Raw genomic sequence first — 19,744 nt, 5'->3', positions numbered from 1 at the left:
AATCTCATGTATCCTATAACCTTTAAAAGAGACGTATCGGAGGACTATTTCCTTCTGGGGATAGAAGCAAAGCATCTGACAAACTTCCAGCCAGGACAGTACGCCATTTTGCAGACAACAGAACTTTCGGAGAGGATACCCTTGAGCATACTGAGGGTAGAAAACGACAGAGTTGAGTTTCTGGTTCAAAAGAGGGGTAAGAGCACGCTTGAGCTTTACCACTCTACTGAGATCTTCTACGTGGCAGGTCCTCTTGGGAAGCCTTTTCCTCTTGGCGTGTACGGTAAGGTCTACATGTACGGTATAGATTGGGGTCCAGCATCCCTTTACAGCGTGGCCAAGGCTCTAAAGTCCTTAGACAATAAGGTCTACCTTTTTGTATCCGGAAAGTATCCACCCTTGGAAATTGTAGAAGATGCCTTTGATAAAGTCTCTCTATCCTTTGAAATGCCAAAAGATGCTGACCTTGTGGTGGTGGCTGGAAAGGCCTCGGAGCTAAAGGATTTTGTAGAATCCCTTAAGGGTTACCCTTGCATAGCTCTCTCCACAGCTCCTATCCTGTGCGGGGTAGGCCTATGTCTCTCCTGCAGGGTATACTCAGAAGGTAAGGAAAGGCTCTCGTGTACCGATGGCCCTTGGTTTGAAGCAAGCTCCTTAGACTGGCAGAGTCTCACCCTGAGAGAAAACCTTTACGTGGAGGAAGAAAGCCTAGCATTAGAAGAGTACCTTAAGGAGCTTAGAAGAAGAGCTTTGAGGGAGGCCACATCATGAAAATAACTGTAGTGGGTGCTGGCTACGTGGGCCTCACCACAGGTGTATGCTTTGCACACCTGGGACATGAAGTTATGGTAGTTGAGAAGATCCCTCAAAAGGTTCAAATGCTAAAGGAGGGAAAGGTTCCCATATACGAGCCTGGCATGGAAGAGATGCTGTCAGAGGTCCTTCGGAAGGGAAGGATACACTTTACCACAGAGTTGGCAGAGGGTATAGAGTTTTCGGATGTTATCTTTATATGTGTAGGTACACCACAAAAGCCCGATGGCTCTGCAGAACTATCGCAGGTAGAGGAAGTAGCAAGGGAAACAGCCAAGCTTATGAACTCCTACAAACTCCTAGTGGAGAAGTCTACAGTACCAGTAAACACCCACAAGCTAATAAAGAGAACTGTACAGAGATACCTAAAAAAACCTATAGAGTTTGATGTAGCTTCAAACCCTGAGTTTTTAAGAGAAGGTAGTGCTATAAAAGACTTCTTAGAACCAGACAGGATAGTAATAGGTGTAGAGAGCGAAAGGGCTCGCAAGATACTCGAAGATCTTTACAAAGACTTCAACTGCCCCATACTCGTCACAGATCCCGCAACTTCAGAACTCATAAAGCATGCTTCCAACTCTTTTCTGGCAATGAAGATCTCCTTCATAAACATGGTGGCCGACCTTTGCGACAAGGTGGGAGCCGATGTAAAGCTCGTGGCTGACGGCATGGGTTTTGACAAGAGGATAGGTAGGGCTTTCCTAGATGCTGGTCTTGGTTGGGGTGGTAGCTGTTTTCCAAAGGACATAAAGGCATTTATAAAGATGGCAAAGGACCATGGCGTGGACTTTAGCCTCCTTGAGGAAGTAGAGAGGATAAACAGCAGGAGGATTGACGTTTTTATAGATAAAGTGAAGCAAGCTCTTTGGAGCCTAAAGGGTAAAAAGCTTGCTGTCTGGGGCTTAGCCTTTAAACCCAATACGGATGACATAAGGGAAGCTCAATCCATAAAGGTAATAGAGAGACTGCTAAAGGAAGAGGCTATACTGCACCTGTACGATCCAAAGGCCATGGATAACTTTAAGCTCCTCTTCCCAGAAGGAAAGCAGATAAAATACTTCCCAGACATGTACTCAGCCCTAGAGGGTGCCACAGCCTTACTCATCCTTACTGAGTGGGACGAGTTTAAGAAGGCAGACCTACAGAGGGTAAAAGATTTGCTGGAGATACCAGTAATAGTGGACGGAAGGAATATGTTTGACGTAGCATGGATGAAAGAGCTGGGTTTTGAGTACTATTGTATGGGAAGATGTTAAAGGACCTCTAGCTTAGCCTTCAGAGCTCCAGCCTGCTTGATAGCTTGAAGTATAGATATTATCTCGCGTGGAGTAGCTCCTATCCTGTTTAGAGAGTCCACCAGCTGCGAAACAGTAGCTCCCTGTAAGCTTAGTATTCTCCTTTCTGCTTGTTGTACCTTTACCTCCGTCCTTGGTACCACTGTTGTCTGTCCACCCGATAGGGGTGGTGGTTGGGAAACTTCCGGTCTTTCTGTTATGGTTACCGTAAGGGTACCCACAGTAACCGAAACAGGGTCTATCGTTACGTTACCACCGAAGAGAACTACACCAGACCTTCCATCTATCACAACCTTGGCCGGTGCAGACACGTTTACGTCTATATCCTCCACCTGCGCTAGGAAGGCTATGGGATCCATTCCATCAGGCAGTGTAAGCTTTATGGTGGAGCTGTCTACCGCCTTAGCCACCTGCTTGCCAAAGTGGTTGTTTATAGCTTTCTCTACAAGGTTTGCAAAGTAGAAGCTCGGGTTGTCCAAATACAGACGCACCTCCGAAAAGTTTGAACTAAAAGGTAACTCCTTCTCCAAAACTCCACCGTTGGGTATCCTACCCACAGTGGGTGTGTTCTGTACCTGTCTTGCCGCCTGGCCTCTAGCCTCGTAGCCGCTTACTATCACCTGCCCCTGAGCTAGAGCGTAGATTTCACCATCTGGACCCTTAAGAGGTGTCATCAGAAGAGTTCCGCCTTCTAAACTTTTAGCATCACCAAGAGATGAAACCTCTACATCAAAAGTCATACCAGGCTTTGCATACGGTGGTATCTTAGCAGTTACCATAACTGCCGCCACGTTCTTAGTGGTCATTCTTCTTGGATCTACTTTGATACCCATACGTGTCAGCATGTTAGCTATGCTCTGTACTGTAAACAGGGTACTTTTGCTGTCTCCCGTGCCTTTTAATCCCACAACCAGGCCATAACCTACAAGGTAGTTACTCCTGTTACCTTCTATGGTGGCTATATCCCTTATCTTGGCTCCAAAGGAAACAGACACAAAAGCTATCAGAAGGGCAAGACTTTTGCGAATATACGGGCTAACCATCCTGGAGTACCCCCATCCTCAGCAAAACCCTTACCATCCACAAAGACATAAAGGTTCGCTATCTTGTTGCTAGGTACAGTGTTAGAGCTATCAAGATCTTCCTGTCTCACTATACCCATTATGACTACTTCTTTGTTTGAACCATTCACGTATATGGTCTTTCTAGCTTCAACGAGCATAGTACCGTTAGGGTATACCTTCATCACCCTGCCTGCCAGGGTAGTTGTAAGGATTTCGGAGTTTTGGGATTGAGCATTAGCTGAACTGTTAAAGCTTCCAGAACCAGAAGCCGAAAGCTTGTTTAAAAGACTCTGACTTAAACCAAAGAAAGAAGCTACAGACTCTTTTACAGAGGCACTCCTCTTACTCTGATTGGCCACACTTTGCACAGCCCTTAAACTTTCAACCACGTTTATAAAGATAACGTCCCCCACCCTGCTGGCTTTTGCATCTGCGTACATGTTTACATCAACATTCTTAGGCATAAGGCTGTTTTTAGAAGCGTAGATTATACCCTCCTTACCAGGGTAAGGATTTTCCTTTTCGTACTGCTCTAACGTCGTTGCCTTTTGAGAGCAAGAAAATAAAAAGGCCAAAAGTAGAAACAAAATGCTGAACATACTTAATAATTTAAACCCCCCAGCTTACTTTCCACTAGCTTCACATCTTCTTCTGTATCTACTCCATGGTAGTAGTTTTCTGTGATTATGACCTTTATACTTATGCCGGCCTGGAGCAGTCTTAATTGTTCCAAACCTTCTGTTTTTTCCAAATCCGATACCTGCATGTTTACAAACTCAAGCAAAGTTTCCTTTCTATAAGCGTAAACACCCACATGCTTTAGTGGGTAAAACTGATGCTCTTCCCTAAAGTATGGTATGGGGCTCCTAGAAAAATAGAGGGCCCTGCCCAAGTTGTCTAAGACTACCTTAACAGATGATGGGTCAGTGTAAGCATGTGGGTCCCTTACCGCAAGGGTAGCCACGCTGTAATCTTTTAGAGCTTCAAAGAGTTTCTCTATGTCTTCCTTGTACACGAAGGGTTCATCTCCCTGATAGTTGATTACGTAGTCAACAGACAAATCCTTTATGGCATAAGCGACCCTGTCGCTACCTGAAGGTAGATCCGAAGGCGTAAAAACCACTTCTACGGGTAGGTCCTTTACACAGTCGGCTATACTCTGACTGTCCGTAGCTAGAAGTACCTTCTCACCAGTTTTTAAACATCCTTCAACCACCCACCTTATAAGCGGCTTTCCTGCTATTACTCTTAAAGGTTTATTAGGCAACCGAGTAGAAGAAAGTCTTGCTGGAATAACTATAAGCCGCATGGGTTATAATCATAAAGTGTATCCTATTCTCCTTATAGTTATACTTTTTGTTTCCAACTTCATAAACCTTCATCTTTACGAATTTAAAGGGGAGGAAGACCTTCGTCTGGAAGTAGCCTACGAAATGTTCCATGGTGGAAACTACTTCCAGCCTACTCTCTTCGGGCATTATTACTACAACAAGCCCCCCTTTTTTAATTGGCTTATTCTGCTGTCCTCCCACTTGGTGGGATGGAATGAGCTAACAGGTAGAGTAGTATCGTTAATCTCCCTAGCAATCCTTCTTGTAGTATGTTTTATCTTTTCTTATAGACTCTATAGGAATTTCTTCATTTCTGCACTTTCCGCCCTTATCCTCATAAGTTTTGGAAATGTACTTTTTTTCTATGGGTACCTAGGTGAGATAGACATAACCTTTACCCTTTTTGTCTTCATCACGATTATCCTTCTGTACCTTTCTGTGGTGGAAGGTAAGTCTTATTTACTTCTTTTTGCTGGACTTTGGAACGGATTAACCTTCTTATTGAAAGGTCTACCAGCTTATGCCTTTTATGGTCTTTCTCTGATAGTGCTTTCGTTGTACAAAAGAAATCTTAGACTTCTTCTCTCTGTGCCAGCCATACTTTCTTACATTCTTTCTGTACTCTTACCCACGCTTTGGCTCATGAACACAGTAAACCCTCTAAAATACGCTGCAGTGTTGATTCACGAGAGTATTGCGAGATTAGAGAATGAAGATAAATCAAGTTTTATATCCGCACTTCTCAAAACTTTCAAGGATCTGCTGCCGCACTCTGTTCTTTTTTTTGTATCCCTCTATATACTGCGTAGGCATAACAACCTAAGCGTTCCAAACAAGCCTCTCTTATTGGTTTTGGTAGTAAATTCCCTTCCTTATCTGCTCTCTGGTAATGCAGGTAGGTACATCCTTCCCCTCTACCCGCTGATGGCTATTCTTATGTCCTATTACGTGGTGAAGGCTTTTAAACTCTCACAAACCTTCAGAAAAGTTTTCTTCTGGACCATACTCGGCGTAATCATCCTTAGAATACTTTACGGTGCTTTCTTCTTTCCAATATACGACAAAAAGAAATCTGCAGCTATGGAAATGATGAAGGTGGTAGGTACTTCGGAAGTAGCATGTGACTGCATCAAGCTTAAGGCTTTATGCGTCTATGTAGGCATATGGAAAGGCAAACCGCTAAAAGCTCCAGACCTATCTAACTGGGATTACCTGATAACATGTAAGCCTGTACAGGGTCTTAGGACTTTGAAACACTACAACTTTGGCAATGACAAAGAAGTCTGGCTACAGGCAAGATAAACCTAACAGTCTACCCTTTCAACTCCACACTCCACCAGGAAGATTAGAAACTTCATAATTTCAGAAAACTGCTAAAGCTTGAAAATCACTTTCAACTCCACCAGGAAGATTAGAAACTAGACTTTACTTACAAAGCAGAGATTAACGAGATCGATGCTTTCAACTCCACCAGGAAGATTAGAAACTTGTAAAAATCTTTTAAAGGAGGTAGGTGCCATGAAGCACTTTCAACTCCACCAGGAAGATTAGAAACTTTCATCTGCATCACGTAAGCGATTGAAACAGTTATTCTTTCAACTCCACCAGGAAGATTAGAAACCTCGTCTAAGTTAATTGAATACAATGCTTCACTGTATCTTTCAACTCCACCAGGAAGATTAGAAACCTGTCTGAACCCAGACAACAGCGCGCCGGTAATCATCCTTTCAACTCCACCAGGAAGATTAGAAACTGTAGTGGGTGCTGTACGTGTGCGTTTTATAAGCGGCTTTCAACTCCACCAGGAAGATTAGAAACGTTGAGATCAAGACATACAAGCCAGTGCAGCTAAACAAACTTTCAACTCCACCAGGAAGATTAGAAACTGGCGAAGTGGCTTCGTAAGAAGCCACGAAGCCACGGCTTTCAACTCCACCAGGAAGATTAGAAACATCTACAAGAGCTTGAAGACCAAGAGCAACCAGGTCCTTTCAACTCCACCAGGAAGATTAGAAACTTCATTACCATCTCACCAATATCGTGCGTGCTCCGTACTTTCAACTCCACCAGGAAGATTAGAAACTCTAGTAAACATCCCAGCTCCATTTAATTTCAATCACTTTCAACTCCACCAGGAAGATTAGAAACATGAATACACTTCAGAAGCGTGCTTATTGAAATTTGTCTACTTTCAACTCCACCAGGAAGATTAGAAACAATTTTCCGCTCAAAGAACTCAAGATAGAAGCATCAGGCTTTCAACTCCACCAGGAAGATTAGAAACAAATTTTTAAGCTATATTGATAGACATGAAAACTTTTGACTTTCAACTCCACCAGGAAGATTAGAAACGGTACGGAAGTACATCATAGAACACTTTTAACCATCCAGGCCCTTTCAACTCCACCAGGAAGATTAGAAACTAAGAGATAAGTTTTTAGAGTATGATAGAGAGAAGTATCTTTCAACTCCACCAGGAAGATTAGAAACGTTCGACAGGCATAAAAAGAAAGACCTAGAAGAAGACTTTCAACTCCACCAGGAAGATTAGAAACACTGATAAATACGCGATAGCTACAGTTTTTAATATAGAGCCTTTCAACTCCACCAGGAAGATTAGAAACCTCAACTTTACCTATCTATCTATTATACACACTTCAAAGATTTTGTCAAGGGGGTACCCCCTTCAAGTGAAGGTGCATTTCCGGAAACCGCCAGTGGGCCAGAAGGACCCTCAAAAACAGCACTTTCACCCTCCTAAAGTCATTGAGTATCAAGCCTCAGAAATGCATAAACATGAGGAATCCAGATATCTAAAAATTTGAAAATAAAGACTCTCCATACCCTTCACAAATCTTTGATTTTCAAGCTTTTTAAAAGATACACATCAGTTTTAGACACCCATAAGGTCAAAAAGTGCAAAAATTGCGTTTTTCCAAAAGTATTCCCAAAAGTACCCTTATAAAACTTTTGTCTTGCAAGGACTATATGGCAGTAAAACTGAACGACAAAATTTTTAACACCTCAAGGATGGTAATCTTTGATTTTTGGGAAACTATGCCATCGAACACTTTGAGTATCAACAACTTCACAACACGACTCTACAGAATATAAGGTTAGAGATAGTTAGGGTGATCAATCCGAGACCATACAGAAAAATCTTTATAAGATCTGTGTAGAGGCTATATTTAAATTTGTTTGTGGTATGTGGTTGATCAGTCTTATACTGGAGGTGATCCTTATGAGTGTAGCTCTCGCGAGTCCTCTAAAAGTTTACAAGCTGCCAAACGGTGCTACCTTGGTTATAAAAGAGAGAGAAGATACCCAAGCTGTGGCGTTGCACGTTTGGTTTAAGGTAGGTTCCATCTATGAAAATTACACCCAGAAGGGAATGGCACACTTTTTAGAGCATATGTTATTCAATGGTTCTGAAAAGTATCCATATGGGCAGATAGACAAGATAGTTGAAGGCTACGGTGGTCATATAAACGCAGGAACTTCCAAAGAGTACACCTTCTACCATATAGAGATAGCAAAACCCTACTGGAAAGAAGGACTCGAGATCCTTTACCAACTTACACAAAAACCACTCCTTTCAGAGGACATGATAGAGAAAGAAAAGCCCATAGTCATAGAGGAGCTAAGGAGAGGCAAGGACAACCCTCAAGACGTCCTTTGGGAAGAGTTTGAAGCTCTTGCTTACAAGGTCTCCAACTATAGGTATCCCATAATAGGCTTCGAAGATACCATAAGGAAGTTTACAAGGAAAGCACTCCTTGAATTCTTCAACAACTTCTACCAACCTAGGAACATGTACATAGTGATTGTGGGTGATGTAAATCCAGAGGAGGTAAAGGAGGAAGTCTTAAAAACCTTTGGTAAGGAAGAAGGCAGACCCGTGGCTAGGCCTGACATCCTCCCAGAACCTCAACAACTCGAAAGCAGGTTTAAGGAGATAGAGGATAAAAGACTAGAAAGATCCTATTGGGTAATAGGATGGTGGGCACCACCAATAACTTCCAAAGAGTACTATGCTCTGTTGGTTCTTGATCAGATCTTAGGATCTGGAAGGACATCTCTCTTTTACAGGGAGCTCAGAGAAAAAGGCTTAGTCTATAGCATAAGTACCTATGACTTTGGAAGACCCAGGGATAACCTATTCGTAATCTACGCAGCCCTTGATAGAAAGATGTACCCAGAGGTCAGGACAAAAGTGTTCGAACTCCTTGAAAAACTTAAAACAGAACTAACAGATGATGAAGTAGAGAAGGCAAAAGATAGGATAATCAACTCAGAACTCTTCGCGAGGGAAAAGGTGGACTCCGATGCTTACTATATTGGCTATTCTCTTACCGTTGCCGGTACCCTTGATTTCTACAAGTACTTTACTAACAACATAAGATCGGTAAGAAAGCAGGATGTGATAAGAGTATTAGAGAAGTACATCCTGGGCAAACCTTACAACGAGCTTCTTATGGTACCATGATATACCTTCTTCTGCTTTTAACTTTCTTTTTTTCAGCCTTTGGCTTTGGAGGAAGCAGGATGGTGGAAAAGACCTTGAACAACGGAGTGAGGATTATACTCAAGGAAACCAAAGGAGAAGGCATACTAGGTGGTTACACTTTTATAAAGTCTGGAACTCACGAGGAATGGAAGAGAGGTCTCACAAACCTCACGTCAATAATGCTCCTGAGAGGGACAAAGAAGTTTGACAGTTTCCAGATAGCCTCTGCCTTTGAGGACTACGGTGGCAGTATATCTGCGGACACTACGGACGACTATGTACAAATAGGCTTTGCCACTAAAACAGAAGGATTAGACAAAGCTTTGGAAGTTTTAGAGAGTATGCTCCTTGAACCTACCTTCCCAGAGGAACAACTCGAGAGGGAAAAGAAGAATGTCATAAGCGCCATAAGATCTAAGCGGGAGAAGGGCTTTGAGCTTGCCATGGAAAACTTAAGGAGGTTGACCTTTAAAGGTACACCCTACGAAGTTTCACCATTAGGGACCGAGGAGGATGTCTCTAAGATAGAAAAGGATGACCTTGTCAAACGTTGGAACCAAATACTAAAGGGGAAAAATGTGGTGTTTGTCTTGGTTGGAGACTTCAATGCAGAAGAAGTCCTCCCAAAGGTGGAGAAAGTCCTCTCTAAGATACCACCAGGAGAATTTACTTTCAAGGAGGAGAACACATCCGTAGAAGAGTCTAAGGTGGTCTACGTAAGCAGACAAGGTGCTCAAGCTACTATCCTTTGCGCGTGGAACGGTCCTAAGTTGGATGATGGCAACTGGTTTTCTTTCAAAGTCCTTGACGCAGTCCTTGGAACAGGGATGACCTCTAAACTCTTTCAGTTTTTGAGGGAGCAAAAAGGGTATGCGTACGCCACGTACTCCATGTTCCCTACAAGGTTATTCTCTCCGAGACTCTTCACATACGTGGGTACCTCTCCGGATAAAGCTGAGGATGCCCTTAAAGATATGCTTGAAGTTGTAAGAAACTCAACCATAAAGGAAGAAGATGTAGAGCTTGCAAAGAGCAAGATAATAGGTGGGTTTCTCCTTAGCCATCAAACAAGGTTAAGCCAAGCCTGGTACCTGGGATTCTACGAAGTTATGGGCTTAGGCTGGAAGATGGACGAAGAGTATCCAAAGCTGATACAAAAGGTAAGCCTAAAGGACGTTTTATCCGCCAGGGATAGATTTATAAAAGAACATCATTGTGTGGTAGTAAAGCCATAAAGGAGGATATCATGAAAGGTTTTACTCAAGCAGGAAAGGATAAGGGTGACCTGGAAAAGGAGCTTGAAAACCTCATAGTTTCCATAAAGACCACCATCAGAATGTACTCCGCAAGCATAGAAGACCTTACAGAAGAAGAGCTAAGGTGTGACCTTGAAGAGTATCAAAGGCAGTACAAAGAGCAGGTTAAACCCATCGTGGACAGAGCCTTTTTGACAAGGAATGAAAAACTTATGAAGATGGCTAAAGAATATGAGAACCTCCATCTTAAGCTTATAGAACTCATAAAACAGAGATTAGATACTTTCTGATCTTCTCAATGGCATCCTCTTTTATCTGGGATACTCTAGCCATGGAGACGCCCAAAATCTTAGCTACTTCCTTTATGGGTAGTTCTTCATAAAACACAAGTTGCAGCACCAATTTTTCTCTATCGTTCAGCCTTTCTATGGCTTCCTTTAACTTTTCCTCCAGGTCCTCCCTGATGACTATATCTTCTGGAGTTTCCTCCGAAGAGCTGAATATCTCTTCATAACTCCTTCCCTCTTTAAAGATCTCATCCAGATAGAGTATTTGCGAGGCTGAAAGCTTTTGTAGATCCTTATGGAGATCCTCCACACTTACGTCTAGGTACTTAGCTATTTCTTCATCCGTAGGTTCCTTTTCTTTGCTTAACTCCTCAAGGGCCTGCCTTATCCTTTTAGCCTTATCTCTTAAGCTTCTGCTTACAAAGTCCAAACTCCTAAGGTAGTCGTACATAGCTCCTCTTATTCGTAGCCTGAGGTAGGCTTCCGGATTTTTTGTTTTGTCTAGCTTGTTTATAGACTCTAAGATGGCTAGCACTCCATAACCTATAAGGTCACGTATGTCCACAATGCCGTAAACATGCCTGTGAATGCTTTGAGCTATCCTCCTTACCAGAGGAAGGTATTCCAGTACAAAAGCCTCCCTGTCCTTCTCGTACTTCTTCATAGTAGTTTATCCAGCTAAGTTTTAAAATTATAAAGACTAGATGATTTATAATCCTTCACATGCCCGTAATCAGGGAATACAAGGGTAAAAGTCCAAAGATAGGTGAAGGTGTTTTCATAGCGGAGAATTCTGTGATCATAGGAGACGTGGAGATAGGACCTGACTCGAGCGTGTGGTATGGTACAGTCATAAGGGGTGATGTAAACTACATACGCATAGGGAAAGGAACCAACATACAGGACAACTCAGTCGTACACGTGACGCACGACACGCATCCCACTATAGTGGGAGATTACGTAACGGTGGGTCACAGAGTCATACTCCACGGCTGCACAATAGGGAACTACGTATTGGTTGGTATGGGAGCTGTGGTCATGGACGGCGTGGTTGTAGAGGACTTTGTACTCATAGGTGCTGGTGCCTTGCTTACTCCCAACAAGAGGTTTCCGTCGGGTGTACTGGTGGCTGGGGTGCCGGCGAAGATAGTGAGGGACCTAAGACCTGAAGAGATAGAGCTCATAAAAGAATCTGCCATGAACTATATAAACTACAAAAATCAGTACCTTTCGTCAAAATAGACCGAAGTACTTCAATAGAGCCGTAGCTACCACGTTTAGCAGGGCTATGGGTAGCATGTACTTCCAAGCTATCTCCGTTATGTCCTTGGCCTGAAAGCGTGGAAGCGTCCAGTGAAGCCACAGGATAAAGAATACCAAGGCAAAGGTTTTTGCCAGGAACCAGAAGTAGGGTGATATAGGTCCTAGGATGTTTGGACCGTGCCATCCACCGAAGAAGAGTATGACGGCTACCATAGAAAGGGCCATGACGTTTAGGTACCACTCAGCTAATGGGAAAACACCGAACTTCATACCACCGTACTCTACGTTATAACCGGTGACTAGCTCAGCCTCAGCCTCCTGAATGTCAAAAGGTACCCTTCCAGACTCGGCAAGCATACAGAACAAGAACAGTATGAAAGCAACAGGTTGGTACACTATGAACCATGTACCCTTCTCTATCTGGGCCTGTACTATTCCGGTGGTGCTTAGCGTACCGGCAAGAAGCAGAGGACCAAGAGCAGCAAACCCAAGCACCACCTCGTAACCTATTATGACGGCGGACTTCCTAAGGGAACCTATAAAGGCGTACTTAGAGTTTGAAGCCCATCCTGAAAAGATGGTACCGTATACGGCCAAAGATCCCATAGCAAAGACTATAAGCAGGGCTATGTTGACATCAGCCACTATGGGTTTTATCTCATGGCCGAAAAGCTTAAAGGAAGGACCAAAGGGTATGACAGAGAAGATAAGAAGAGAAGGAGCAAGGGCCATAACTATGGCAAGGTAATAAACAGGCTTGTCAGCACCTCTTGGTATTATAGCTTCCTTGGTAAGGAGTTTTATACCGTCTGCCAGCGGTTGCAAGAGGCCAAAAGGGCCTACGAGCTTTGGTCCCATGCGGGCCTGTATGTGTCCTGCCAGCTTCCTTTCAAACCAAGTCAGGTAAGCGCCCACACCTAAAAGTACTCCTACAAGTACCACTATCTTTACCAAGGTAACCAATACGTAAAGAGCTAGCTCACTCATCTGTCCGTCTCTCCTACAACAGGGTCTAAGCTTCCAAGTAAAGCTATTGCATCGGCTATGGTCCTACCTTCTATTAGCTTAGGAAATATAGATAGGTTGTACAGGGCTCCAGACCTTATCCTTAGCCTGTAGGGTTTTGAACCACCTGTAGAGTAGATGTAAAAGCCTAGCTCTCCCCTTGGGTTCTCACCGGAGGCGTAAACCTCTCCCGGTGGAGCGCTTTCTCCATGTACTACTATCCTAAAGTTCTTAACCATGTCCTCGAGGTCGTTAAACACATACTCCTTAGGAGCCATGACAGCAGGATGCTCTTTGTTTACGTACGGAGCGCTCTTTGGCATCTTCTCAAGCTTTGCCACGCACTGCTCTATTATGCGCAAGCTTTGGACCATCTCCTCCATTCTCACCAGATATCTGTCGTAGACATCTCCTACCTCTCCCACAGGTATGTCAAACTCTACCTCATCGTACGCTGCATAAGGTTCCAGCTTTCTGATGTCATAGGGTACACCTGAACCTCTTGCCACTGGACCTGTAAGTCCATAGTTGAACACGTCTTCTCTGGTAATCACTCCCACGTCTTTTGTCCTACGTAACCATATGCGGTTCCTGGTAAGAAGCTGATGGTACTCTGCGAGTCTCTTTGGAAAGTCTTTTATGAAGGCCTTTACCACATCCAGAGTTCCTTCGGCCAGATCATAGTGTACTCCACCTATGCGGAGAAAAGCTGTGGTAAGTCTGTAGCCTGCGTTTCCTTCTATTATATCCATTATCTTCTCTCTTTCTCTGAAGGCGTACAGGAACACGGTTAGAGCTCCAAGGTCAAGGGCTCCCGTGCCAAGCCACAGAAGGTGGGAGTTTATCCTCTGAAGCTCAGCAAACATGGTCCTTATATACCTTGCCTTCTCGGGTACTTCTACGTCCAAAAGTTTCTCCACTGCTGTTACGTAGGCAAGCTCGTTGCATATGGCCGATATGTAGTCCATCCTGTCTGTGTAGGGTAAAAACTGGAAGTAGTAGAGGTTTTCGGCTATTTTCTCCATACCGCGGTGTAGCTGGCCAAGGATAACATCACATTGGACTACCTTCTCACCATCCAGGTCAAACATAAACCATATGGTTCCGTGAGTACCTGGATGCAGAGGGCCCCAGTTTAATACTAGCTGCGCCTTCTTCTTAAGCCTAGCCTTTTCTGTTCTTTCAAGGTCTTCTAGAGTAGCCAACTTTGTGTGAAGGAGTTCAAAGTCGTGGCTAGGTGGGTCTGTTCTTCCAGCTAGCACCTCTGTCAAAGAGGGTAGCTCCACTTCTGGGAAGCCCTGCAGAGGGAAGTCCTTCCTAAGAGGAAAGTACTCATAGCCCTCCCACATAAACATACGTCTTAGGTTCTCGTGTCCTTCGAACTCCACGCCAAACATATCGTAGGCTTCTCTTTCCGCCCACTTGGCACCAGCCCATAGGTGGGTAAGGGTAGGGAGCTTACCATCCTTTGCCCAGGTCTTTACCAGAACCCTCTCGTTGGTGTCTGGATTATAGAGATGACAGACCCCCATAAACCTGTTTTTCGTCTGTGGAAAGTCTATGCACGTAAAATCTATGAAATGTCTAAAACCTTCTTTTTCCTTTAGATGCCTTAGGAACTCTATGTACTTGTCCCTAGGCACGTGAATGCTTACGCTCTTACCTTCTTCTACAGTTATGTCCTTGAACTCAAACTTCAGCCTTTCTAGAGTTGCTCTGTTTATCCAGGGCATTAAACCTCTACCTCTTTAAGTCCTTGTCTTACAAGGTCCTTTTTGAACTCCTCAAAGGCCTTATCATACTTCTTGACACCTTTTTCCTTTATCTTCTTCTGAAGCTGTAGGATGCCGTATAAGAGTCCTTGGGGATGTGGCGGACAGCCTGGTATGTACACGTCCACGGGTATTATCCTGTCTACACCTTGGAGGGTTGAATAAGTTGGGAAAGGTCCTCCTGCTGAAGCACAACCTCCCATGGATATGCACCACTTAGGGTCTGGCATCTGGTCCCAAATGAGCTTTAGCATGGGCGCCACTTTGTTGACAACGGTACCTGCTACTATGAGTAGGTCCGCTTGCCTCGGAGAAGCTCTAAAGATGACTCCAAGTCTATCTAAGTCAAAGCGGGAAGCCGCTGCATGCATCATCTCTATAGCACAACAGGCAAGGCCTATGGTCACAGGCCAGAGGGCGTTTCTCCTTCCCCAGCTTAGAAGCTCATCCACCGTGGTAAGTACAAAGCCGTTGGAGTTTATGCTAGCCATATTCCAACCTCCTTGATTATTATAAATTTAACTTTTGGTAGGCTTACTCAAAAACTGTTGATTCAGATCATAACTGCCAGTCAAGACCACCCTTCTTCCACTCGTAGAGAAAGCCTACAGTAAGGATGACTATGAAGAGCAGAGCGCCTATGAGGCCTTGAGTACCTACATCCTTAAATACTACTGCCCAGGCAAAAAGGTAAGCTACTTCTATGTCAAAGAGTATAAGAAGTAGCCCAAGGAGGTAATAACCCTGGTTGAAGTTTCCTCTTGCCTCTGGATCGTAGAGGGGTACTCCACATTCGTAGGGATAGTCTTCAAGCTTATCCTTTGCTTTGGGGCCAAGAAGGTCGTTTAGGAAAGCAAAAGCGAAACCTATAAACAGAGCTACTAGGAAGAATATCAAAATTCCTAAGTATTCCATGGTTTACCTTTCCCTCCTTATGCTGATTTCCTTTATGTCTCTAAGATAGAAGCTGGCATTCCCTATGGAGCTCTTGCCTTCACAGTAAAGGTTCTTTGATACATGCAGTTTCTCTCTCTTCCCTGAACTCAGGGTTAGCATGACGGATAGTCTATCTCCTTCCTCTTGTAGAACTTTAATGTCCCTGATCTCCGACAGAGGAACTGAAAACTCTACAGCGCCTTCCTTTGCTCTAAGGTAATCCTTGCCGGAGCAACTCAGGGAAGAGAGCTCAAAGGTGTTGCCATACTTGTCTGTAACCTCTACTTTTGCCTCTTTGAGGTATACGGGCTCTCCCATTGAGAGAATAAGGGGTAAAAGGATTAAGATCCTCCTCATCGGGGTTTAATTATAATGCAAGCCCCCAAAAGGGGGCATGTACCATCAGCCGTAGTTCCTGACTATGACTATAAGTCCCACTCCTATCCACACGATAGCCCACAGGATGACCACGAATACAGCCGCATCACCCAAGTGATGTTCCGTTTCGTTAGCTTCGTACACTTTGCCGCGTTGTGTCCTACCGGCTCGGTAGGCCATCCACCATGCGTAGGAGTATAGTATAAGACCCGTGAGCGTAGTACCGAGAAATAGCAGAGGGCTGTACCATTCTAAGTTTAGCTTGTACTCGTATATGGAGTATCCAAAACGCCCCACTGAAGCCATCCTTAGGTATTCCCTGAAGACTGCTACCAACAGTATGGCTAAAAAGCTAGACAGAACAGAAGGAATGGAGAATTTGGCAGGGTTTTTCTGAGCTACCAGGATAACACCGGCGCAGATCAACAGTCCAAGCACGCTAAGCCACGTTATAGGATTAGTCTTAACTCCCCATTCGGATGGGACTGAGAGGATGTAAAGGGTATGGGAAGAAAGCCAACCTAATCCTCCATAAAGAGCCAACTTAGAACCAACGCTCCCGGCCCAGTCTAAGTAAGCCTTATCCATGTCCTCCCTCGGGTAGAAGTACCAGTTGTACAGCATCAGGAGTACACCCGTAACCGAAACAGCTGGAAAGACCAAGAAGGCCAGGTATCTAAAGAGGTTAAAGGCGTATATGTTCCACCCACTCGTGTTCATAGTGGTACCACCGGATGTGTACCACTCTACCCACTTCTCCGGATAGAGGGCCTGATAGTTGACCACGTGGATGATAAAACCTACCATCAGCAGAAAAACGACTCCTAGTAAAGAGAATACTAAGGCTCTTTTGGGGTTGTCTTTCATAAAGTAGGATGCCCATATCATGTAGTAGCCTATGAGTAGGAATACTATGAACATGATGTACCATGCAGCTGAAAGGTTCGCAGACGTATACCAAAGCGGATCGTAGATAACCTGATAAAAGAGTAACGGAGCCACTCCAAGTACTATAGCAAGCGACACGCTCACCTTTGCTAGCTCAAGGGTGGCCTTAGCCAGTCTAGTCCAGTTTTCTCCACCTTTAGAATAGCCGTATATGCTTACAAAAAGCCCTCCTATTGATGTATAGACGAACAACATGTGCAGTGCCCAAGTAAGTACCTGTAGCACCTGCATGACGACGGGAAAGAAGGGAGAGCCAGCTTTATCTGCCTGGGCTTTCAAGAGAGAACCCACATCCACAGCAAAGGAAGATCCGTAAACCAGCATTAGAGACAGCACAAGGAGAAGGAACCATCTTACAAACTCCATCTCACTCACCTCCTTACTTTTTAGCCTCTAAGCTCTTCTGAGGCACTACAATCCTGGCCGATACAGAACCACCCTTGGATACAAGGTCTGCTATGTAAGCGGCAAGTGCTCTTATCTCTTCATCTGTACCCACCAACCTTGGCATGTATGGCGGAGGGTTGTCTCTGAGGTAAGACACCAAGAAGTTATACACGGAGTTTTCATCGGTCATGCCTGCAAACTTCTGGCCGAAGGGTCTCAGACCTGTGGAGCCTGTTACGTTATGGCATCCAGAACAGGCCAGGACTGCAAAAGCTTTTCCAGCCATGACCTTGTTCTCAGGCGTTATGGTCTTTAGGCCCTCTGGTACGAAGGGATCCAGCTTGAGTAGACCCTTCTGGTTTATTACAGGTACCTCGGAGCTTATACCCTTCGCCGGCACATCCTTAGCTATAATCTGGTTGACCCATACGAACTCTCCAGCCACGTAAGGTTTACGTATGGTCTCCCTTATCTTCTCTTCTGGATAGACACCCAAGAAGAATATGGATATGTACAAAGGATAAGCTACCCACACCCTTGCAAGATCAGGTTTCACTGCTGTTAGGAGGAAGTGGGCAAGCAGCAGTACAACTATGATACCTAAGGGTACTATAAGGTAAGAGGGTATGATGGAGTTTAGCTGTAGTATGGATCTTTCTGGTAGTGTAGATACGTACCAAGCAAAGAACATAAGGCCAAAGACTATGCCCCCTATCCCCCAGTAAGACATAGTCTTTACTATGTCTTTGTAAGTTTTTTCATCTACGTCCTTCTTCATCAATGCTGCTATGGCTATACCTACGGTACCGGCTATGGCGAACATAAAAGAGCTCCTCATAAGTAGGTGTGGAAAGTAGTTCTTGTTATAAAAAGCGTCCAGTATATTACCAGTAGTAAACCACTTTTCGTGTCCAGGAGAAAGCATGAAGGAGAGTATTCCAACTATCACGTACATGGTAGCCCATGATCCTATGGCGAACGTCCATACAAGCCTAAGCCAGCTCTTCTGATCTATGCGTCCGAGTGTATAAAAGAGTATGTAGACTAACGTGACCTCTGCCACGAACCATATCCATTCAGAAGCCCAGACCCAAACGAAGTTGTGTATGAGTGCCGATATACCCCTTGGGTTGGCAACTGTTGCGGAAAACCATATACCCGGACCAGTTATAGATCCAGACACGTAGGAAAACACAAGAAGACCAAGAAGATACTTTTTGATGTAGTCGTAGATCTTTGGGTTGTTCTCTTTGTACGCTTTAGTAGCAAGGTAAGCGAGGAGTATGGAAGCTCCTACAGAGGTGTGTGAAGCCATCACATGGATGGTAGCTATTAGGGCTATGGTAAAGGCACTACCAAAGATCGGTACGTACCACATGGGGTACAGACCTAGCACATCCATGACCGCTAACCTCCTACGTTATTTATAACGTTAATTTAATTTTAATATTAACTTAATTTTAACACATGTCAAGATAGTAAAATCACACAGATCGCCGAAGAGGATCCTAAGGGTAGTCCTGCTTAAGGAGCTAACACGTGTTTTTCAGGTACTACACAGATAAACTCTCCTTCAAAGACTTCTTCTCCACCTCTGGTTACTGTAACCTTCACTATGCGTTTTTTACCTTCTTTGGATAAGAGCTTTCCTTCTGCAAGAAGTGTATCTCCTACCACTACGGGCTTTTTGAACTTGACGTTGGCTCCAGCCAAGACTACAGTCTCCTCGTTTACCGTAAGCATGGCACAGTAGTCTGCTAGGCTGAAGATAAATCCACCGTGGACAAGGCCCATCTCGTCTGCAACCATACGCTCGTCTGTCTTGAGCTCCACGAGCGCATAACCTTCCTTTAGCTCTATAGGCTTTCCGCTCAAGCTCTGGTCAATCTTTAGATGAGTCCTTAACTGCATGCATGAACTCCTCCATTTTTTTGTGGTCTTTTACACCAGGAGACTTTTCTATACCAGAGGACACGTCAACTGCGTAAGGCCTTACTTCTTTTACGGCTGCTTGTACGTTTTGTGGGTTCAGTCCGCCTGACAGGAATATCCTAAAGCCCCCCTCCACGAACCTTCTGGCTACAGACCAGTCAAAGGTCCTTCCTGTCCCACCGTAAAGGCCTTCTTGGTACGTATCTAGAAGGATGGCGTAAGCTTCCTTCCAGCGTTGGTCTATACTAAAGTCTTGTTTAACCCTGAAGGCCTTTATCACCCTTTCCATACCTATTTTTCTGGCAAAGTCTATGCTTTCATCTCCGTGCAACTGGATAAGATCAGCACCATAGTCTAAGGCAAGCTTAACTTCCTCGTAGGATGGTTCAACAAAGACGGCAACCTTCTTTGCATCCTCAGCCACTTTAAAGAGCTCCTTCAATCTTTCTGGCCTTACATACCTCTTGCTCAAAGGGTACAAGATAAAGCCTACGTAGTCCACACCCAGGCTTACGGCTTTGGAAACGTCTTCTTCTCTCGTAAGGCCGCAGAACTTTACCTTCATACTAT

The 19,744-nt window shown here is 44.4% G+C and carries 20 protein-coding genes and 1 CRISPR repeat array; of the genes, 7 read left to right on the top strand and 13 right to left on the bottom strand.

Annotated features, from left to right (window positions below; translation table 11 throughout):
* Nucleotides 1-6 precede the first annotated feature (6 nt).
* Together B5444_RS03110 and B5444_RS03105 are read left to right on the top strand one after the other, a co-directional pair.
* Nucleotides 7-771: an iron-sulfur cluster-binding protein gene (locus tag B5444_RS03110; protein ID WP_079653786.1), complete on the top strand. Its 765-nt coding sequence runs from the start codon at nt 7-9 to the stop codon at nt 769-771.
* Entirely contained in the window at nt 768-2,069 is a 1,302-nt protein-coding gene (locus B5444_RS03105; protein WP_079653785.1) for a UDP-glucose dehydrogenase family protein, read from the top strand. The genes B5444_RS03110 and B5444_RS03105 overlap by 4 nt, the downstream gene beginning before the upstream one ends.
* Here the strand turns inward: B5444_RS03105 and B5444_RS03100 are convergent.
* From B5444_RS03100 to kdsB, 3 genes are read right to left on the bottom strand one after another with little or no spacing between them, the layout of a single operon-like run.
* A complete protein-coding gene (locus B5444_RS03100) occupies nt 2,066-3,151 on the bottom strand; it encodes a flagellar basal body P-ring protein FlgI (protein WP_079653784.1) in 1,086 nt (361 codons plus the stop codon). The two genes, B5444_RS03105 and B5444_RS03100, sit on opposite strands and share 4 nt — an antisense overlap.
* Nucleotides 3,112-3,771, bottom strand: a complete 660-nt coding sequence (locus tag B5444_RS03095; protein ID WP_079653783.1) for a flagellar basal body L-ring protein FlgH — start codon at nt 3,769-3,771, stop codon at nt 3,112-3,114. The genes B5444_RS03100 and B5444_RS03095 overlap by 40 nt, the downstream gene beginning before the upstream one ends.
* A gap of 2 nt (nt 3,772-3,773) precedes the next feature.
* Entirely contained in the window at nt 3,774-4,481 is a 708-nt protein-coding gene (gene kdsB / locus B5444_RS03090; protein ID WP_079653782.1) for a 3-deoxy-manno-octulosonate cytidylyltransferase, read from the bottom strand.
* 16 nt (nt 4,482-4,497) lie between these two features.
* Between kdsB and B5444_RS03085 the strand changes: the two genes are divergently transcribed.
* The 4 genes from B5444_RS03085 (at nt 4,498) to B5444_RS03070 (ending at nt 10,556) form a co-directional block, all read left to right on the top strand.
* Nucleotides 4,498-5,805: an ArnT family glycosyltransferase gene (locus B5444_RS03085; protein WP_172838422.1), complete on the top strand. Its 1,308-nt coding sequence runs from the start codon at nt 4,498-4,500 to the stop codon at nt 5,803-5,805.
* 22 nt (nt 5,806-5,827) lie between these two features.
* Nucleotides 5,828-7,127: a CRISPR direct-repeat array (repeat unit 29 nt; unit sequence CTTTCAACTCCACCAGGAAGATTAGAAAC).
* 617 nt (nt 7,128-7,744) lie between these two features.
* Nucleotides 7,745-8,989 (top strand): M16 family metallopeptidase, encoded by a 1,245-nt coding sequence (locus tag B5444_RS03080; protein ID WP_231967154.1) that lies wholly within the window; start codon nt 7,745-7,747, stop codon nt 8,987-8,989.
* Nucleotides 8,986-10,245: a M16 family metallopeptidase gene (locus tag B5444_RS03075; protein ID WP_079653779.1), complete on the top strand. Its 1,260-nt coding sequence runs from the start codon at nt 8,986-8,988 to the stop codon at nt 10,243-10,245. The genes B5444_RS03080 and B5444_RS03075 overlap by 4 nt, the downstream gene beginning before the upstream one ends.
* 11 nt (nt 10,246-10,256) lie before the next feature.
* Nucleotides 10,257-10,556, top strand: a complete 300-nt coding sequence (locus B5444_RS03070) for a hypothetical protein (RefSeq protein ID WP_079653778.1) — start codon at nt 10,257-10,259, stop codon at nt 10,554-10,556.
* Here the strand turns inward: B5444_RS03070 and B5444_RS03065 are convergent.
* Nucleotides 10,528-11,217 carry a sigma-70 family RNA polymerase sigma factor gene (locus B5444_RS03065; protein WP_079653777.1) on the bottom strand — a complete coding sequence of 230 codons (690 nt, stop codon included), beginning with the start codon at nt 11,215-11,217 and terminating at the stop codon, nt 10,528-10,530. The two genes, B5444_RS03070 and B5444_RS03065, sit on opposite strands and share 29 nt — an antisense overlap.
* A gap of 59 nt (nt 11,218-11,276) precedes the next feature.
* Here B5444_RS03065 and B5444_RS03060 point away from each other — a divergent pair, with 59 nt between their 5' ends.
* A complete protein-coding gene (locus B5444_RS03060) occupies nt 11,277-11,795 on the top strand; it encodes a gamma carbonic anhydrase family protein (RefSeq protein ID WP_079653776.1) in 519 nt (172 codons plus the stop codon).
* Here B5444_RS03060 and nuoH read toward each other — a convergent pair.
* The 9 genes from nuoH to B5444_RS03015 all read right to left on the bottom strand — a co-directional run bounded on the left by nuoH (nt 11,787) and on the right by B5444_RS03015 (nt 19,739).
* A complete protein-coding gene (gene nuoH / locus B5444_RS03055; protein ID WP_079653775.1) occupies nt 11,787-12,803 on the bottom strand; it encodes an NADH-quinone oxidoreductase subunit NuoH in 1,017 nt (338 codons plus the stop codon). The two genes, B5444_RS03060 and nuoH, sit on opposite strands and share 9 nt — an antisense overlap.
* Entirely contained in the window at nt 12,800-14,554 is a 1,755-nt protein-coding gene (nuoD, locus tag B5444_RS03050) for an NADH dehydrogenase (quinone) subunit D (RefSeq protein ID WP_079653774.1), read from the bottom strand. Before nuoD ends, nuoH begins: the two co-directional genes overlap by 4 nt.
* The gene (locus tag B5444_RS03045) at nt 14,554-15,084 is read right to left on the bottom strand and encodes a NuoB/complex I 20 kDa subunit family protein (RefSeq protein WP_079653773.1); all 531 of its coding nucleotides are present in this window, start codon (nt 15,082-15,084) and stop codon (nt 14,554-14,556) included. Before B5444_RS03045 ends, nuoD begins: the two co-directional genes overlap by 1 nt.
* Before the next feature lie 67 nt (nt 15,085-15,151).
* Nucleotides 15,152-15,508 carry an NADH-quinone oxidoreductase subunit A gene (locus tag B5444_RS03040; protein ID WP_079653772.1) on the bottom strand — a complete coding sequence of 119 codons (357 nt, stop codon included), beginning with the start codon at nt 15,506-15,508 and terminating at the stop codon, nt 15,152-15,154.
* A 3-nt stretch (nt 15,509-15,511) separates the two neighbouring features.
* Nucleotides 15,512-15,886, bottom strand: a complete 375-nt coding sequence (locus B5444_RS03035) for a hypothetical protein (protein WP_154021727.1) — start codon at nt 15,884-15,886, stop codon at nt 15,512-15,514.
* Between the two features lie 45 nt (nt 15,887-15,931).
* Nucleotides 15,932-17,221 carry a hypothetical protein gene (locus tag B5444_RS03030; protein WP_079653770.1) on the bottom strand — a complete coding sequence of 430 codons (1,290 nt, stop codon included), beginning with the start codon at nt 17,219-17,221 and terminating at the stop codon, nt 15,932-15,934.
* Between the two features lie 13 nt (nt 17,222-17,234).
* The gene (locus tag B5444_RS03025) at nt 17,235-18,644 is read right to left on the bottom strand and encodes a c-type cytochrome (RefSeq protein WP_079653769.1); all 1,410 of its coding nucleotides are present in this window, start codon (nt 18,642-18,644) and stop codon (nt 17,235-17,237) included.
* A 122-nt stretch (nt 18,645-18,766) separates the two neighbouring features.
* Complete coding sequence (locus B5444_RS03020; RefSeq protein ID WP_079653768.1) at nt 18,767-19,153, bottom strand: hotdog fold thioesterase; 387 nt, start codon at nt 19,151-19,153, stop codon at nt 18,767-18,769.
* A complete protein-coding gene (locus tag B5444_RS03015; protein WP_079653767.1) occupies nt 19,125-19,739 on the bottom strand; it encodes a phosphoribosylanthranilate isomerase in 615 nt (204 codons plus the stop codon). The genes B5444_RS03020 and B5444_RS03015 overlap by 29 nt, the downstream gene beginning before the upstream one ends.
* Nucleotides 19,740-19,744 lie beyond the last annotated feature (5 nt).

The sequence above is a fragment of the Thermocrinis minervae genome (assembly GCF_900142435.1).
GTDB lineage: Bacteria > Aquificota > Aquificia > Aquificales > Aquificaceae > Thermocrinis_A > Thermocrinis_A minervae.
This window is presented reverse-complemented; position numbering and strand designations above follow the sequence as displayed.

Excerpts from the sequence above, each read along its gene's own strand:
- B5444_RS03110 (WP_079653786.1), top strand. The coding sequence starts at position 7 with ATGTATCCTATAACCTTTAAAAGAGACGTATCGGAGGACTATTTCCTT.
- B5444_RS03105 (WP_079653785.1), top strand. The coding sequence starts at position 768 with ATGAAAATAACTGTAGTGGGTGCTGGCTACGTGGGCCTCACCACAGGT.
- B5444_RS03100 (WP_079653784.1), bottom strand. The coding sequence starts at position 3,151 with ATGGTTAGCCCGTATATTCGCAAAAGTCTTGCCCTTCTGATAGCTTTT.
- B5444_RS03095 (WP_079653783.1), bottom strand. The coding sequence starts at position 3,771 with ATGTTCAGCATTTTGTTTCTACTTTTGGCCTTTTTATTTTCTTGCTCT.
- kdsB (WP_079653782.1), bottom strand. The coding sequence starts at position 4,481 with ATGCGGCTTATAGTTATTCCAGCAAGACTTTCTTCTACTCGGTTGCCT.
- B5444_RS03080 (WP_231967154.1), top strand. The coding sequence starts at position 7,745 with ATGAGTGTAGCTCTCGCGAGTCCTCTAAAAGTTTACAAGCTGCCAAAC.
- B5444_RS03075 (WP_079653779.1), top strand. The coding sequence starts at position 8,986 with ATGATATACCTTCTTCTGCTTTTAACTTTCTTTTTTTCAGCCTTTGGC.
- B5444_RS03070 (WP_079653778.1), top strand. The coding sequence starts at position 10,257 with ATGAAAGGTTTTACTCAAGCAGGAAAGGATAAGGGTGACCTGGAAAAG.
- B5444_RS03065 (WP_079653777.1), bottom strand. The coding sequence starts at position 11,217 with ATGAAGAAGTACGAGAAGGACAGGGAGGCTTTTGTACTGGAATACCTT.
- B5444_RS03060 (WP_079653776.1), top strand. The coding sequence starts at position 11,277 with ATGCCCGTAATCAGGGAATACAAGGGTAAAAGTCCAAAGATAGGTGAA.
- nuoH (WP_079653775.1), bottom strand. The coding sequence starts at position 12,803 with ATGAGTGAGCTAGCTCTTTACGTATTGGTTACCTTGGTAAAGATAGTG.
- nuoD (WP_079653774.1), bottom strand. The coding sequence starts at position 14,554 with ATGCCCTGGATAAACAGAGCAACTCTAGAAAGGCTGAAGTTTGAGTTC.
- B5444_RS03045 (WP_079653773.1), bottom strand. The coding sequence starts at position 15,084 with ATGGCTAGCATAAACTCCAACGGCTTTGTACTTACCACGGTGGATGAG.
- B5444_RS03040 (WP_079653772.1), bottom strand. The coding sequence starts at position 15,508 with ATGGAATACTTAGGAATTTTGATATTCTTCCTAGTAGCTCTGTTTATA.
- B5444_RS03035 (WP_154021727.1), bottom strand. The coding sequence starts at position 15,886 with ATGAGGAGGATCTTAATCCTTTTACCCCTTATTCTCTCAATGGGAGAG.
- B5444_RS03030 (WP_079653770.1), bottom strand. The coding sequence starts at position 17,221 with ATGGAGTTTGTAAGATGGTTCCTTCTCCTTGTGCTGTCTCTAATGCTG.
- B5444_RS03025 (WP_079653769.1), bottom strand. The coding sequence starts at position 18,644 with ATGGATGTGCTAGGTCTGTACCCCATGTGGTACGTACCGATCTTTGGT.
- B5444_RS03020 (WP_079653768.1), bottom strand. The coding sequence starts at position 19,153 with ATGCAGTTAAGGACTCATCTAAAGATTGACCAGAGCTTGAGCGGAAAG.
- B5444_RS03015 (WP_079653767.1), bottom strand. The coding sequence starts at position 19,739 with ATGAAGGTAAAGTTCTGCGGCCTTACGAGAGAAGAAGACGTTTCCAAA.